This window comes from Yersinia sp. 2553 StPb PI (assembly GCF_052217105.1).
Classification (GTDB): domain Bacteria; phylum Pseudomonadota; class Gammaproteobacteria; order Enterobacterales; family Enterobacteriaceae; genus Yersinia; species Yersinia enterocolitica_E.
In genome coordinates, this window is record NZ_JAZGPX010000002.1 from 3,399,617 (window position 1) to 3,415,029 (window position 15,413).

The window sequence follows — 15,413 nt, forward strand, 5'->3', positions numbered from 1 at the left end:
TGGTTAATGATTAACAGTTTACACATTAAATTACTGCCACGACTAAAAAAAGTCCTGCAATCATCACACTGAATGAAATAAAACCGCTTTTATGATGGTTGGTTACGAAATTTGAACCAGAAAAGACTGAGTATAGGATAACACGGAGTAGCGTTATGGCAGATTTTGGTGGCAATAGATAAAACAAAAGCGAGCAGGTCACCCCACTCGCTTTCATCAACAGCTTGTCCCTTTTGCTACCAATCTAATGGCAGCTCAAAGGTTGGCAGCATTACATCATGCCGCCCATGCCGCCCATACCACCCATGCCGCCAGCGCCCATATCACCGCCTTTGTCATCACGTGGCAGGTCAGTGATCATGCACTCGGTAGTGATCATCAGACCAGCAATAGAGGCTGCGTACTGCAGAGCAGAACGAGTCACTTTAGTTGGATCCAAGATACCCATCGCGATCATGTCACCGTATTCTTCGGTATAAGCGTTGTAGCCGTAGCTGCCTGAACCCGCTTTAACGTTGTTCGCGATAACAGAGGCTTCTTCACCGGCGTTAACCACGATCTGACGCAGTGGAGATTCCATCGCACGCAGAGCAACTTTGATACCGACGTTCTGGTCTTCGTTATCACCTTTCAGACCCGATTTAGTGATAGCAGATGCAGCACGAATCAGTGCAACACCACCACCAGCCACTACGCCTTCTTCTACTGCCGCACGGGTTGCGTGCAGAGCATCTTCAACGCGTGCTTTCTTCTCTTTCATTTCAACTTCAGTTGCGGCACCAACTTTGATAACGGCAACGCCGCCAGCCAGTTTAGCGACACGCTCTTGCAGTTTTTCTTTGTCGTAGTCAGAAGTCGCATCTTCAATTTGCTGACGGATCTGAGTAACACGACCCTGGATTGACGCTTCGTCGCCTACGCCATCGATAATGATAGTGGTATCTTTATTGATAACAACGCGTTTTGCCTGACCCAGATCTTCCAGAGTGGTTTTTTCCAGTTCCAGACCGATCTCTTCAGAGATAACAGTACCACCAGTCAGTGTCGCGATGTCTTGCAGCATAGCTTTACGACGGTCGCCGAAGCCAGGTGCTTTAACCGCTGCAACTTTAACAATACCGCGCATGGTGTTAACCACCAGGGTCGCCAGGGCTTCGCCTTCAACGTCTTCTGCGACAATCAGCAGTGGTTTACCGGCTTTCGCTACCGCTTCCAGCACTGGCAGCATTTCACGGATGTTAGAGATTTTCTTGTCAGCCAGCAGGATGAATGGGCTTTCAAGTTCAATAGAACCGGTTTCTGGTTTATTGATGAAGTAAGGAGACAGGTAACCACGGTCAAACTGCATACCTTCAACTACGTCCAGCTCGTCTTGCAGGCCTGAACCTTCTTCAACGGTGATAACGCCTTCTTTACCGACCTTTTCCATCGCTTGAGCGATAAGCTCACCTACGGTGGAGTCAGAGTTGGCAGAGATAGTCCCTACCTGAGCGATAGCTTTAGAATCAGAGCAAGGTACAGACAGTTTTTTCAGCTCTTCAACAGCAGCGATAACTGCTTTGTCGATACCGCGCTTCAGGTCCATTGGGTTCATGCCGGCCGCAACTGCTTTCAGGCCTTCAGTGATAATGGATTGAGCCAATACAGTTGCAGTAGTGGTACCGTCACCCGCAGCGTCATTCGCTTTAGAGGCAACTTCTTTAACCATCTGTGCACCCATGTTCTCAAACTTGTCTTCCAGTTCGATCTCACGCGCAACTGAAACACCATCTTTGGTGATAGTTGGAGAGCCAAAAGACTTGTCCAGAACTACGTTACGGCCTTTCGGGCCTAGGGTCACTTTCACTGCATCAGCAAGGATGTTTACGCCGCGTAGCATTTTGATGCGTGCGTCGTTACCGAATTTTACGTCTTTAGCTGCCATTGGTATTTCCCTTAACTCGTTCAGTTCAGAAGATTAGAGAGCGTGAATTACGCTTCAACAATTGCCAGAATGTCGCTTTCGGACATGATCAACACTTCTTCATGGTCGATCTTCTCTGACTTCACGCCGTAACCATCGTTGAAAATAACGACGTCGCCTACTTTCACATCCAGCGGCTTGATTTCGCCGTTATCCAGGATGCGACCATTGCCGACTGCCAGTACTTCACCACGAGTAGATTTACCCGCTGCAGTGCCAGTCAGAACGATGCCGCCAGCAGATTTGGATTCAACTTCTTTGCGCTTGACGATAACGCGGTCATGCAATGGACGAATTTTCATTGATAGCTCTCCTATGAGAAGGTCCGTATCAGATTTAGGATTAATATCGGTATGCCTTCATAACCGATACCGTGACATTCTAAGTGGGGGCAGCCTCTCATCCCTTCAAGGGAGACGACAAAAAAAATTTCACTTTTTTTCACCCTGAGCAGGAAGATTCTCATCCCCAGGTGGCCTACCCACCACAGAAAGCCCTGTGATTTACTTTATAAATTTATGATTAATAAACAGGCCATTAGAATAAGCCCACAACTTACTTCTCATCTTTGAAACGATTATCTGTAGGTTTATCATCCTCATCGGGATGATGCTCTACGGTGAAGTGGTCATCAGCTTTGCGCTGAAACTCACCATCAAAGGTATTGCCACCGCCCATTGGGCCAGTACCATTGTGAGTAAAACCGCCACCACGATAAATATTCAGATGTGGCATCAGTTTTAGCGTTAACGATTTTTGAATCGGTGGTAATAGCAGCAACAAACCGAGGAAGTCGGTGAAGAAGCCGGGGATCAACAGCAAGAAGCCAGCCAAGATCAGCGACACACTTTTAACCATCTCCGCCGCCGGGCTTTCCCCGGCAGCCAGTTTTTGCTGCATCTGCATAAAGGTTTTTATCCCCTGGTTACGCACCAGAGAGATCCCCACACAGGAGCTAAGGATCACCAACAGCAGGGTAACCAACACACCCAATACAGCTGCAACCTTGATAAATATCGATATTTCTATATATGCCAATAAAAATATCAGCGCTAACGGTAACCAACGCACCGCATTCTCCTTATTCCAATCATTCAGTATCCCTCATCAGGTAAACCTGCCTGACAGATACCATGAAAACCTTGACCCGGCTGATGCTAACACGCCATTTCCCCTCGATTAGCGGATTGCAGCGTCAGCTCCCCCTTCAACGTGGGTCGACTACAGTAAAATGGTGATGGTTGGCTCTATTTTCAAGTTGCAGCCATACTTTTATTACTAATTAATCTAACTGTGAGAAGAATCACAGATATCAGATCATCTCGATTAATTCCGACCATATAGTGATCTCAGTTCAAGGCTTTTTGTCGCTAAGCAGCATATGATCCTGTCAGCAAGAAGATGAGTGGTTAATCTTTCCGCACTAAAGGTTCATAGCGGCATCATATTGCTCACGGCGGCATTATTAAATTAACAAATACAAAACAAGACAGCACAATAGAGAAGGTTCTCATGTCAAATAACATTCGTATTGAAGAAGACCTGTTAGGTACACGAGAAGTCCCCGCAGAGGCTTACTACGGTGTTCATACCCTGCGTGCGATTGAAAACTTCTATATCAGTAACAGCAAAATCAGTGATGTTCCAGAGTTTGTACGCGGCATGGTCATGGTAAAAAAAGCAGCGGCAATGGCGAACAAAGAGCTACACACTATTCCACGCAAAATCGCGGATATCATTATTCAGGCATGTGATGAAGTTCTGGATAAAGGGAAGTGTATGGATCAGTTCCCGGTTGACGTGTTCCAAGGCGGCGCCGGTACCTCTTTAAACATGAACACCAACGAAGTTCTGGCCAATATCGGTCTGGAGCTGATGGGCCACCAGAAGGGAGAGTATCAATACCTTAACCCTAACGACCATCTGAACAAATGCCAATCCACCAACGATGCCTACCCAACCGGTTTCCGCATTGCGGTTTATACTTCCATCATGAAGTTGATCGAGGCGATTGATCAGTTAAAAGAAGGTTTCGAAAGAAAATCCAAAGAATTCGAAAAAATCCTGAAAATGGGCCGTACTCAGTTACAGGATGCGGTGCCAATGACGCTGGGTCAGGAATTCAAAGCCTTTGCTATCTTATTAAAAGAAGAAACCAAGAACCTGCAACGTACCGCAGAATTGCTGCTGGAAGTTAACCTGGGTGCCACCGCTATCGGTACTGCGCTGAACACACCAGAAGGCTACTCACAGTTAGCAATACAGAAATTATCTGAAATCAGTGGTTTGGCTTGTGTTCCGGCGGAAGACCTGATCGAAGCTACTTCTGACTGTGGCGCTTACGTGATGGTGCACAGTGCGCTAAAACGCCTGGCCGTTAAGATGTCAAAAATCTGCAACGACTTACGTTTGCTGTCATCTGGCCCACGTACTGGTCTGAATGAAATCAATCTGCCAGAATTACAGGCAGGTTCTTCAATCATGCCGGCCAAAGTTAACCCGGTTATCCCTGAAGTCGTTAACCAGGTTTGTTTTAAGGTGATCGGTAACGACACTTGCATTACTATGGCGGCCGAAGCAGGCCAACTCCAGTTGAACGTTATGGAGCCAGTGATTGGTCAGGCTATGTTTGAGTCTATCCATATCCTGACAAACGCCTGTTATAACCTGTTGGAAAAATGCATTAACGGTATTACTGCCAACAAAGAGGTCTGCGAACGTTACGTCTTTAACTCCATCGGTATCGTCACCTATCTCAACCCATTCATTGGCCACCATAATGGTGACATCGTGGGTAAAATCTGTGCAGAAACCGGTAAAAATGTGCGGGAAGTTGTTCTAGAACGCGGCTTGTTGACTGAAGCTGAGCTGGACGACATTTTCTCTGTTGAAAACCTGATGCATCCGGCTTATAAAGCGAAACGTTATACCGATGAAAATGAACAATAAAATAATCATCCGGTAGCCCTGAAAGGCACGCATGCTCCTCTGGACGGCGTGCCTTTTTACTTTCTGGCAAACACAATTTTTTAACTTTAATTTTTCATTTGGATCAAGGAGTAAACACTATGATAGCCGTAGAGTTAGTCATCGTCCTACTGGCCATTTTTTTAGGGGCCAGATTAGGTGGTATCGGTATCGGTTTTGCAGGCGGCATCGGTGTTTTGGTTTTAGCCATGATTGGCGTTAAACCCGGTAGCATTCCGTTCGATGTTATCTCAATTATTATGGCCGTTATTGCTGCAATCTCTGCGATGCAGGTAGCGGGCGGTATGGATTATCTGGTACAGCAAACTGAAAAGTTACTGCGTAAGAATCCAAAACACATCACCATTCTTGCTCCGCTGGTCACTTATTTTCTGACCATCTTTGCCGGGACAGGTAACATTTCTCTTTCAGCACTGCCCGTGATTGCAGAAGTGGCGAAAGAGCAAGGCATTAAACCTTGCCGCCCTCTGTCCACAGCAGTGGTCTCCGCACAGATAGCCATTACTGCCTCACCGATTTCCGCGGCAGTGGTTTACATGTCTTCCGTTATGGAAGGTCATGGCGTTAGCTATCTGCATCTGCTGATGATAGTCATCCCCTCTACCCTGTGTGCGGTGCTGGTGATGTCGCTGATCGTATCCTTGTGCTTTAACTCCAAACTGTCTGATGACCCTATCTATATCAAACGCTTGGAAGAAGGCTTAGTAACACTGCGCGGCGACACTGTAAAAGTGATCAAGCCACGGGCTAAAACGTCAGTGCTGCTGTTCCTGGCCGGCGTTCTTTGTGTGGTTGCCTATGCGATTATCAACAGCCCAAGTGTCGGTCTGGTTGCAACTCCGCTGATGAATACCACTAACGCCATCCTGATCATCATGCTGAGTGTGGCAACTATCACTACGCTGGTATGCTCGGTTGATACCGATTCAATCCTGAACTCCAGCACCTTCAAAGCCGGTATGAGTGCCTGTATCTGTATCCTGGGTGTAGCCTGGTTAGGTGATACCTTTGTACAGCACAACCTGGAGTGGATTAAAGAAACTGCGGGTAGCCTGATTCAGGCCCACTCATGGTTACTGGCCGTTATCTTCTTCTTCTGTTCTGCACTGTTGTACTCTCAGGCTGCAACTGCCAAGGCGTTGATGCCAATGGCAATGGCCCTGAACGTGTCACCACTGGCAGCCATTGCTTCTTTCGCGGCGGTGTCTGGTCTGTTTATTCTGCCAACCTACCCAACATTGGTAGCCGCGGTACAAATGGATGACACTGGTACCACGCGTATTGGTCGTTTCGTGTTTAACCATCCATTCTTCATCCCTGGCACCATCGGGGTGGCGCTGGCCGTTTGCTTCGGTTTTGTGATGGGCAGTCTGGTTCTGTAAGCGTTTTGGGGCGCAATTCATTTGCGCCCCACTCACATCAACAATTTTCCTCTACAACGCTCATTGGCAACTTTCATCGAATCCATCTCACTGTTACATAAATCATCTTCTGACCTGCCCACGCTTCGCGCTATAGTATCCAGGCAAGTATTCAGGTAACGCGTATATTCAGCACGTTACGCTCCGCTTCGTCATATAAGCCACGCGACCGATGAGGTTAAGATGTCTGATTGTGATGCAATTGTGGTATTGTGCACCGCCCCTGATGAAGCCAGCGCGCAAGATTTAGCCGCGCAGGTTCTGGGTGAGAAATTGGCCGCATGTGCCACGCTGTTGCCCGGTGCAACCTCGATTTACTACTGGGAAGGTAAGCTCCAGCAAGAGTATGAAGTACAACTCTTGTTTAAGAGCGATACAGATCATCAGCAAGCCCTTCTCAGTTACATCAAACAACATCACCCCTACCAGACGCCAGAATTACTGGTGTTACCGGTACAGGGCGGAGATAAAGATTACCTGTCATGGCTCAACGCTTCATTACTCTGATTCTGCTGCTGTGCAGTGCTTTACTCGCACCGCACAGCGCACAGGCTTCACTATTTGGTGAGAGCTCCCCTCTTGGCCAAAAAAGCAGCCAGAGCCGGTTTCTTCCGGTCGATAGGGCGTTTGCCTTTGATTTTCGCCAACAAGGTGACCAGCTCACACTGAGTTGGCAGATTCATCCCGATTATTATCTGTATCGCCAGCAAATAAAAATTGTGCCACAGCACGCCACTCTCGGGGAATTTACTCTGCCAGAGGGTATTGCGCATCATGATGAGTTCTACGGTGAAGTGGCGATTTTCAAACAGCAGCTCGTGCTGAAAATCCCGATTTCGCAGGCTGCGGAAGGCGAGAGTATCAGTGTCACCTATCAGGGCTGCGCCGAAGCTGGTTTCTGTTACCCGCCAGAAGTGCGGGTGGTGCCGCTTAATGCCGTTATCGCAAGCTCTGCAACCCCCGCCGTTAACCCACAGGGCACGGCACAGCCCCCCCAAGAAAGCGCGCCCACACCGGCTGAATTACCCTTCTCACCACTATGGGCGCTGTTAATTGGTATCGGCATCGCCTTTACCCCCTGCGTATTGCCAATGTATCCGCTGATTTCCGCCATTATTCTTGGCCGTGAAAAGCCCCACAGCCAGCGGCGAATATTGATACTGGCGGTGGTGTACGTGCAGGGCATGGCGTTGACCTATACCTTGCTCGGTTTGGTGGTGGCGGCGGCTGGCTTACAATTTCAGGCCGCGCTGCAACACCCGTATGTGTTGATTGGGCTATCGGTGCTGTTCGTATTATTGGCGCTATCGATGTTTGGCCTCTATTCGCTGCAACTGCCCTCGTCACTGCAAACCCGGTTGGTGCAGTGGAGTAGCAGCCAACGTGGCGGCTCGCTGGCCGGTGTCTTTGCCATGGGCGCACTGGCGGGCCTGATTTGCTCGCCGTGCACCACCGCGCCCCTCAGCGCCATTTTGCTGTATATCGCGCAAAGCGGAAATATGCTGGCCGGTGGCGGTACGTTGTATTTGTATGCGTTAGGTATGGGTATTCCACTGGTAGTTGTAACGCTGTTTGGCAACAAGCTGATCCCACGTAGCGGCCCATGGATGCAATATGTCAAAGAAGCTTTCGGCTTTGTGATTCTGGCGCTGCCGGTATTTCTGCTGGAAAGAGTACTGGGTGATGTCTGGGGCTTGCGTTTATGGAGCCTGCTGGCCATCGCCTTCTTCGGCTGGGCATTTGTACTCAGCCTTAAAGCTCATTCTGGCTGGGCGCGGGCCTTACAGTTGTTGCTATTGGCAGCACTGTTAATCGCTGCCCGCCCGTTACAGGATTGGGCTTTTAATGGCAACACACAGCAGATTGAAATCAAACATTTAACCTTCCAGCCAGTGGCTAATTTGCCGCAATTACAGGCTGCATTAGCGCAAGCGCAGGGCAAGCCGGTGATGCTGGATTTGTATGCCGACTGGTGCGTGGCCTGTAAAGAGTTTGAGAAATATACCTTCAGTGATAGCTATGTTCAGCGCCAGCTCGCGGATACTGTGCTCATTCAGGCTGATGTCACTAGCAACAGCGCCGAACATGCGGCGATGTTGAAAGAACTCAAGGTATTGGGCTTACCGACTATTCTATTTTTTGATGCGCAGGGTAAAGAAGTTCCCGCCGCCAGAGTGACCGGTTTTATGAACGCCGCTGAGTTCTTAGCACATTTGCAGCAAACCATGCCGCGCTAAACCATGCGAATGGTCTGGCGCGGTAGGTTATCAATTACTGCACGGTAGCCGCATCGGATAAGCGCTTTTTCATCTGGCTATATTGTTGCTCAACATAGTGCTCCGCCGCGTTTTGATCACTAATCGCCTCAACCTTAACGGCACAATGCTTGAATTCCGGTGTTTTTGACACCGGATCAACATGATCCACCGTCAACTCATTACAAGCACCAATCCACCACTGATAGGTCATATACACCGCCCCTAGGTTGGCTCGATCGGTAACACTGGCACGAGCGATCACTTTGCCACGCCGCGAGGAGATCCAGATCAGTGCCTGATCAATCACACCGAGCTGGCTGGCATCCTCTGGGTGTATTTGTACATAGCCAGGCTCATCTGCCAGAATCTTCAATGTGGCGCAGTTACCGGTCATAGAGCGGCAACTGTAGTGGCCCACCTCCCGCACGGTGCAAAGTGCCAGTGGGTAATCAGGGTTAATCTGCTCATGGGGCGGTTGCCATGGTGCACAACTGAGTAAGCCTTTACCGTCCTCAGTAGCAAACTGGCTATCAGTATAGAGATACGGCGTGCCGGGGTGATCTTCTGTCGGGCAAGGCCATTGGACATAACCCAAACCGGCCATTTTCTCGTAGGTTGCACCATAGAACGGTGGGCACAGGTTGCGCATTTCATCCCAAATTTGGCGAGTATTTTGATACGCCATTGGGTAACCCATTGCCGTGGATATCAGGCTAATTATTTCCCAGTCAGGCTTCACATCGCCTTTCGGCTCGATGGCTTTGTTAAAATGCTGGAAGCCACGATCGGCGCTGGTATAAACCCCTTCATGTTCACCCCACGAGGTCGCCGGGAGTACCACATCCGCCAATTCGGCGGTTTTAGTCATAAAGATATCCTGCACCACCACCAGCTCTAATGCCTCGAACGCGGCGCGCATTGCAGCCAAATCAGGTTCGGTCTGGATTGGATCTTCACCAAACACGTAATAGGCTTTCAACTTGCCTTCTGCAACTTTATGCGGCACATCGGTAATCGAGTAACCGATATGCGCGGGTAACTCAGGTACTCCCCAGGCAACAGCGAAGCGGCTTCTGGCTTCATCATCAGTCACTTTCTCATAACCGGGGAAGGTATTGGGCAGCACGCCCATATCACACGCGCCCTGCACATTATTTTGGCCGCGTACCGGCCCGACGCCAACATTTGGCCGCCCCAGATTACCGGTTAATAACGCCAGCGAAGACAAGCCCTTAACCACATCGACCGCCTGCCCCCATTGGGTGACACCCATGCCCCACAAGATAGTGGCCGCCGGAGCGGCAGCATAAGTGCGCATGGCCTGTCGTACCGCTTGTGCCGGCAAGCCAGTAATGTGTTCAACATCCTCTGGGCGGTAATCTGCCACTCCAACTTGCAGTTCTTCAAAGCCGCGCGTATGTGCACGAACATAATTAGCGTCGTACAGTTTTTCTTCAATCAGCACATAGATAAAGGCATTCACCAGTGCCATATTCGCGCCATTTTTCAGTGCCAACCATTGATCAGCAATACGGGCAGTTTCAATATGTCGCGGATCGCAAACGATCAGTTTGGCTCCCTTGTTTTTGGCCTTGAGGATCCGTCTGGCAACAATCGGGTGAGAGTCAGCCGCGTTATAACCAAACACCAACACACAATCGGTATTTTCAATCTCACCAATCGAGTTACTCATTGCCCCATTGCCCAGTGTTTGCTGCAATCCTGCTACCGAGGGGCCATGACACAGTCGAGCGCAACAATCGATATTGTTGGTGCCAATGGCGGCACGTGCAAACTTCTGCATCACATAGTTGGCCTCATTACCCGGCCCCCTTGAGGAGCCAGTCATCATGATAGCATCCGCACCATGGCGCTTTTTTATTGCTTTGAGTTTGGTGGTAATAAAGGCAATGGCTTCCTGCCAGCTCACACGCTGAAATGCCTCACCCCGCTTATGCCGTAATAATGGTGCGGTCAGTCGTGGGGTTAGCAACCGGGTATCGTTGAGGAAATCCCAGCCATAGTAACCTTTCAGGCATAACTCCCCCTGATTTGTGACACCATTGGCCGGCTGGGCGCCAACAATTTCGCCATCCTCAACCAATAAGTTTAATTTGCATCCAGAACCGCAATAAGGGCAGACCGTGAGGATCTTTTCCATTTTATTATCCTTATGACCACAAAGGTTACCGGACGATACCCGGCGCAGCACCACGAGCAGCGCGCAATTGCCTGTCCCGCTGTAGCGTTTCCAACGCCATCGGCGTCACCAATTTCAATGCGTTGGTTGGGCAGACTTCTATACAGGCTGGGCCTGCCTCACGGGAATGGCATAAATCACATTTATGCGCTTGCGCCCGTACCATTGAGTCATGGCTTGGCTGCTCAACCATATTCATCGCCCCGAATGGGCAGACCAACATGCAGGTTTTGCAGCCAATACAGCGAGATGCCATTACCTGAACCCCATGAATGCCTGTGACAATGGCACCGTTCGGGCAGGAGTTCTCGCAGGGCGCATCCTCACATTGATGACACAAGATTGGGGTGCTGACGGCAAAGCTTTTCATTACACTCAGGCGCGGATGAAACTGCTCTGGCGTAATGGTGCTGGCGTTATTATTGGTACTGTGTGCCACCACACAGGCAATTTCACAGGTGCGGCAACCAATGCACTGCGTCATATCGGCGATTACAAATCGGTTCATCTTCTCTCCTGGCCGCCGGGGTTATAAAACATTGAGATAATAAGCAATGCTTTCGGCCGCTTTGCGCCCCTCGGCAATGGCCGTGACAATCAGATCTGCGCCACGCACGATGTCACCACCCGCAAAGATTTTTGGGTTACTGGTTTGATACGGGTAACCGGAAATCGTCGGTGCGACCACTCGCCCCTGCTTATCCAGCACCACATTGTGTTCTGCCAGCCACGACATACGGTGCGGGCTAAAACCAAAGGCCATAATCACCGCGTCGGCCGGAATAATGTGCTCGGAGCCGGTGATTGGGCGGGCCTGCCGCCGCCCTTTAGCATCTGCCTGCCCCATTTCAGTGCGAACCATTTTGATACCAGTAACCTGCCCCTGTTCATCCACCTCAATCTTTTGTGGCTGAAGATTGAACATAAATTCGGCCCCCTCCTCGCGCGCATTTTTCACCTCTCGCTTGGAGCCAGGCATGTTCTTTTCATCACGGCGGTAAGCACAAATCACGCTGCTAGCACCATGGCGCAACGACGTACGCACACAATCCATCGCAGTATCGCCGCCGCCCAAAACCACTACCCGTTGGTTTTCCATGCTGACATAAGGGTGAGCACCACTGCCCGCGTACCCCATCAGGTGTTGGGTATTGCCGATCAGGAATGGCAAAGCATCGTAAACCCCTTGAGCATCCTCATTTTCCAACCCGGAGCGCATTGAACGGTATGTTCCCACGCCGAGGAATAGGGCATCGAAATCACTAAGCAGGCTCTCCATGGTGATATCCCGCCCAATCTCGGTATTTAGGCAGAACTCGACACCCATCTCGCTAAAAATCTCACGCCGACGGGTCATCACACCTTTCTCTAATTTGAATGCCGGAATACCAAAGGTTAACAAACCACCGATTTCGGGATAACGATCAAACACCACCGGTGTAATGCCGTTACGGACCAGAATATCCGCACACCCTAACCCCGCAGGCCCTGCACCGATGATAGCAACACGTTTACCCGTGGGTTTGACTTGCGACATATCCGGCCGCCAGCCGGTGGCTAATGCCGTTTCCGTAATATGCCGTTCAATCTGACCAATCGTCACTGCGCCATCGTGGTCGTTTAAAGTACAAGCTTGTTCACACAAACGGTCCTGCGGGCAAACTCGGCCACATATCTCTGGCAAACTACTGGTTTGGTGGGATAACTCAGCTGCTTCATGAATACGGCCCTGATGAGCCAATGAAATCCATTTCGGGATAGCGTTATGTAGCGGGCAGGTCCACTGACAGATGGTTTTATCACCGCAATTTAAACAACGTTCAGCCTGCTCATGGATTTGGCCTTCGGTGAACGGCAGATAGATCTCGGCAAAACTTGCCTTACGCTCCGCCAGTGGGATTTTTTTAGGCTCAAGGCGCGGTGTTCGTGGCCGCTGCAATAGATTAACCGGTGCCACATCACGAATATTTTTGCTCAGTGGGCTGAATGAGTGCGCCGCGCCAGCAGAAGTAGCACTACTGAACAAACGGCCATTGTGCTCATTCAATGCGGTGCGCTGGCGCTTTTGCTGCTGTTGCCGGAGTAGATAATGTTGATCAACCAGTGTCAGGGCCTGCGTCGGACAGGTTTTGATACAAGCAGGGCCATCAGGCTGATCAATACAAAGGTCGCATTTCTGTGCTTCAGTACGTTGATAGGCATCGGCCAGACGATGACTCGCAGGTTGTACCGTCTCGGTCACCACCGTCATCATGCCAAACGGGCAGGCGATCATGCAGGTTTTGCAGCCGATACATTTTTCCTGAATAACCTGAACACTGTTATTTAACTCAACGATGGCACCATTCGGGCAAGTGCTGGCACAAGGGGCATCTTCACAATGGTGACAAAAGACCGCAGTGGCACTTTGGTTACCTTTAAATACTTTCACCCGAGGTGTGAAATAGTCAGGTTTATCAGGGAATGTCCCCTCATGATGAGCGACCACACAAGCTACTTCACAGCTCCGACAGCCAATACAACTTTCGGCGTCAGCCACAATAAATGGATTCATCTTATTTCTTCCCAGAAGTCACGCCATTGCCGGATAAATAATTATTATTTGCAACAACTATTCACAACTCTATCAAATCATTAACCTTACAAACATAGTGTCTATAATATTGTATTATTACAATTAATTTTTAATGCAAAAGAATCGTGCCATTGCTGATATTTCGGGATAATTAAATAGGCAAATGCACGAAGATAAAGAGTAATAAATAGCGGGAAGAATCGATTAAGCACAGTTATTTTACCCAGTTATTTACAATAATAAAGAGATTTAACTCGGACAATGTTAATTAGATGTTTATTTACCCCATCTGAATACTAAAGATAATTTTGATCTAGATCAGTTTATTATCAGGATTAAAAATAATCTCATTGGGATATAACCAAACTAGTTGCTGTTGCGGTAAGACCGCTCGCACCGTCGCAACCTCAAGTCCGACGGGTATTTGTGATGATAACCCCACTTCGCTGTACAGCCACACAACAATTAAATAATTTAGCCGCATTTTTTTGGGCCTATGCACAATGCGAATTATTTCTCCGCTCCATATAATGTATCTGGCGCTAACGAAGACATTTATGAAAATTGATTTTTTATTTATATAACACAAAATAAAAAATAGGTTATTGCATCTCATTCATAACGAATTTAAATGCGGCAACCTAAATAATGATTATAGAGGGTATAAAAATGAGTCTGGAAGCCGCTGTGACTGAAAAACGGACCCACGTCCGATATATAATATTATTGATTATCTTTATTGTGACTGCAATTAACTATGCTGACCGGGCAACATTGTCAATTGCAGGCACCGAAGTGGCAAAAGAATTGCAATTAGATGCTGTTGCAATGGGTTATATCTTCTCAGCCTTTGGTTGGGCTTACCTGCTAATGCAAATACCGGGTGGTTGGTTATTAGACCGCTACGGCTCCAAGCGGGTCTACACCTATAGCCTGTTCTTCTGGTCGTTATTTACCTTTACGCAAGGGTTTGTCGACATGTTCCCGATAGCGTATGCCGCTATCTCCATGTTTATCATGCGCTTTATGTTAGGTTTCTCTGAAGCCCCCTCTTTCCCGGCTAACGCCAGAATTGTCGCGGCCTGGTTTCCAACCAAAGAAAGAGGCACCGCTTCAGCCATTTTTAACTCTGCACAATACTTCTCTCTGGCCCTTTTCTCTCCGTTATTAGGTTATTTAACCTTTGCCTGGGGCTGGCAGCATGTATTTACTGTGATGGGCGGGCTAGGTTTCGTATTAACCATTGCCTGGGTTAAATTTATCCATAACCCGACCGATCACCCGGGTATGTCTGCATCTGAACTTGAATACATAAAACAAGGTGGTGCTGTTGTCGATATGGACCACAAGAAACCTGACGGTCATAAAAGCGGTCCTAAATTAGATTATCTGAAGCAATTATTGGCTAGCCGAATGATGTTAGGTGTCTTCTTTGGTCAATACTTTATTAATACCATTACCTGGTTCTTCCTAACCTGGTTCCCCATTTATTTAGTACAAGATAAAGGGATGTCTATTTTAAAAGTGGGGATGGTGGCCTCTATCCCGGCATTGTGCGGATTTGCCGGTGGTGTATTAGGTGGCGTATTCTCTGACTCACTCATTAAACGTGGTCACTCTCTGACTTTTGCCCGTAAAGTCCCTATCGTGTTAGGTATGTTATTGGCATCAAGCATTATTCTGTGTAACTACGTCGATAGTGACGTAGTGGTGGTCGCACTGATGGCATTGGCCTTCTTTGGTAAAGGTTTCGGTGCATTGGGCTGGCCAGTTATTGCTGATACCGCACCAAAAGAAATTGTTGGTTTATGTGGCGGATTATTTAACGTATTTGGTAACGTCGCCTCTATTGTCACACCGCTGGTTATCGGTTATCTGGTGAAAGAATTACACTCCTTTAATGCCGCATTAATCTTTGTTGGATGCTCTGCCATTATGGCTATGTTCTGCTACTTATTTGTTGTAGGCGATATCAAACGTCTGGAATTGAAAACATCTTAAGGGAATA

At 48.6% G+C, this 15,413-nt stretch carries 11 protein-coding genes; 5 read left to right on the top strand and 6 right to left on the bottom strand.

Annotation, left to right across the window (positions count from 1 at the left end; all coding sequences use genetic code 11):
* Positions 1 to 271: 271 nt before the first annotated feature.
* The 3 genes from groL to V2A84_RS17100 form a co-directional block, all read right to left on the bottom strand.
* Positions 272 to 1,924: a chaperonin GroEL gene (gene groL / locus V2A84_RS17090; protein WP_083161005.1), complete on the bottom strand. Its 1,653-nt coding sequence runs from the start codon at positions 1,922 to 1,924 to the stop codon at positions 272 to 274.
* Positions 1,925 to 1,971: 47 nt separating this feature from the next.
* Entirely contained in the window at positions 1,972 to 2,265 is a 294-nt protein-coding gene (locus tag V2A84_RS17095) for a co-chaperone GroES (protein WP_048618980.1), read from the bottom strand.
* Positions 2,266 to 2,518: 253 nt separating this feature from the next.
* The gene (locus V2A84_RS17100) at positions 2,519 to 3,034 is read right to left on the bottom strand and encodes an FxsA family protein (RefSeq protein WP_083161007.1); all 516 of its coding nucleotides are present in this window, start codon (positions 3,032 to 3,034) and stop codon (positions 2,519 to 2,521) included.
* 441 nt (positions 3,035 to 3,475) lie between these two features.
* On the opposite strand from V2A84_RS17100, the gene aspA reads away from it, so the two are divergent.
* From aspA to V2A84_RS17120, 4 genes are all read left to right on the top strand, one after another.
* A complete protein-coding gene (gene aspA / locus V2A84_RS17105; protein ID WP_372557810.1) occupies positions 3,476 to 4,912 on the top strand; it encodes an aspartate ammonia-lyase in 1,437 nt (478 codons plus the stop codon).
* Between the two features lie 119 nt (positions 4,913 to 5,031).
* Complete coding sequence (locus V2A84_RS17110; protein WP_083161011.1) at positions 5,032 to 6,333, top strand: anaerobic C4-dicarboxylate transporter; 1,302 nt, start codon at positions 5,032 to 5,034, stop codon at positions 6,331 to 6,333.
* 222 nt (positions 6,334 to 6,555) lie between these two features.
* The gene (gene cutA, locus V2A84_RS17115) at positions 6,556 to 6,879 is read left to right on the top strand and encodes a divalent cation tolerance protein CutA (protein ID WP_005187404.1); all 324 of its coding nucleotides are present in this window, start codon (positions 6,556 to 6,558) and stop codon (positions 6,877 to 6,879) included.
* The gene (locus V2A84_RS17120; protein ID WP_442848988.1) at positions 6,855 to 8,609 is read left to right on the top strand and encodes a protein-disulfide reductase DsbD; all 1,755 of its coding nucleotides are present in this window, start codon (positions 6,855 to 6,857) and stop codon (positions 8,607 to 8,609) included. The genes cutA and V2A84_RS17120 overlap by 25 nt, the downstream gene beginning before the upstream one ends.
* A gap of 34 nt (positions 8,610 to 8,643) precedes the next feature.
* On the opposite strand, the gene fdhF is transcribed toward V2A84_RS17120, so the two are convergent.
* The 3 genes from fdhF to aegA are packed head-to-tail and all read right to left on the bottom strand — an operon-like array spanning position 8,644 to position 13,384.
* Positions 8,644 to 10,791, bottom strand: a complete 2,148-nt coding sequence (gene fdhF, locus V2A84_RS17125) for a formate dehydrogenase subunit alpha (RefSeq protein ID WP_442848989.1) — start codon at positions 10,789 to 10,791, stop codon at positions 8,644 to 8,646.
* A gap of 25 nt (positions 10,792 to 10,816) precedes the next feature.
* Entirely contained in the window at positions 10,817 to 11,338 is a 522-nt protein-coding gene (locus V2A84_RS17130) for a 4Fe-4S dicluster domain-containing protein (protein WP_442848990.1), read from the bottom strand.
* 21 nt (positions 11,339 to 11,359) lie between these two features.
* Positions 11,360 to 13,384: a formate-dependent uric acid utilization protein AegA gene (gene aegA / locus V2A84_RS17135; RefSeq protein WP_083161020.1), complete on the bottom strand. Its 2,025-nt coding sequence runs from the start codon at positions 13,382 to 13,384 to the stop codon at positions 11,360 to 11,362.
* A gap of 690 nt (positions 13,385 to 14,074) precedes the next feature.
* On the opposite strand from aegA, the gene V2A84_RS17140 reads away from it, so the two are divergent.
* Positions 14,075 to 15,406, top strand: a complete 1,332-nt coding sequence (locus V2A84_RS17140; protein WP_005187385.1) for an MFS transporter — start codon at positions 14,075 to 14,077, stop codon at positions 15,404 to 15,406.
* Positions 15,407 to 15,413 lie beyond the last annotated feature (7 nt).

Coding starts and splice junctions, on each gene's coding strand:
- groL (WP_083161005.1), bottom strand. CDS start 1,924: ATGGCAGCTAAAGACGTAAAATTCGGTAACGACGCACGCATCAAAATG.
- V2A84_RS17095 (WP_048618980.1), bottom strand. CDS start 2,265: ATGAAAATTCGTCCATTGCATGACCGCGTTATCGTCAAGCGCAAAGAA.
- aspA (WP_372557810.1), top strand. CDS start 3,476: ATGTCAAATAACATTCGTATTGAAGAAGACCTGTTAGGTACACGAGAA.
- V2A84_RS17110 (WP_083161011.1), top strand. CDS start 5,032: ATGATAGCCGTAGAGTTAGTCATCGTCCTACTGGCCATTTTTTTAGGG.
- cutA (WP_005187404.1), top strand. CDS start 6,556: ATGTCTGATTGTGATGCAATTGTGGTATTGTGCACCGCCCCTGATGAA.
- V2A84_RS17120 (WP_442848988.1), top strand. CDS start 6,855: ATGGCTCAACGCTTCATTACTCTGATTCTGCTGCTGTGCAGTGCTTTA.
- fdhF (WP_442848989.1), bottom strand. CDS start 10,791: ATGGAAAAGATCCTCACGGTCTGCCCTTATTGCGGTTCTGGATGCAAA.
- V2A84_RS17130 (WP_442848990.1), bottom strand. CDS start 11,338: ATGAACCGATTTGTAATCGCCGATATGACGCAGTGCATTGGTTGCCGC.
- aegA (WP_083161020.1), bottom strand. CDS start 13,384: ATGAATCCATTTATTGTGGCTGACGCCGAAAGTTGTATTGGCTGTCGG.
- V2A84_RS17140 (WP_005187385.1), top strand. CDS start 14,075: ATGAGTCTGGAAGCCGCTGTGACTGAAAAACGGACCCACGTCCGATAT.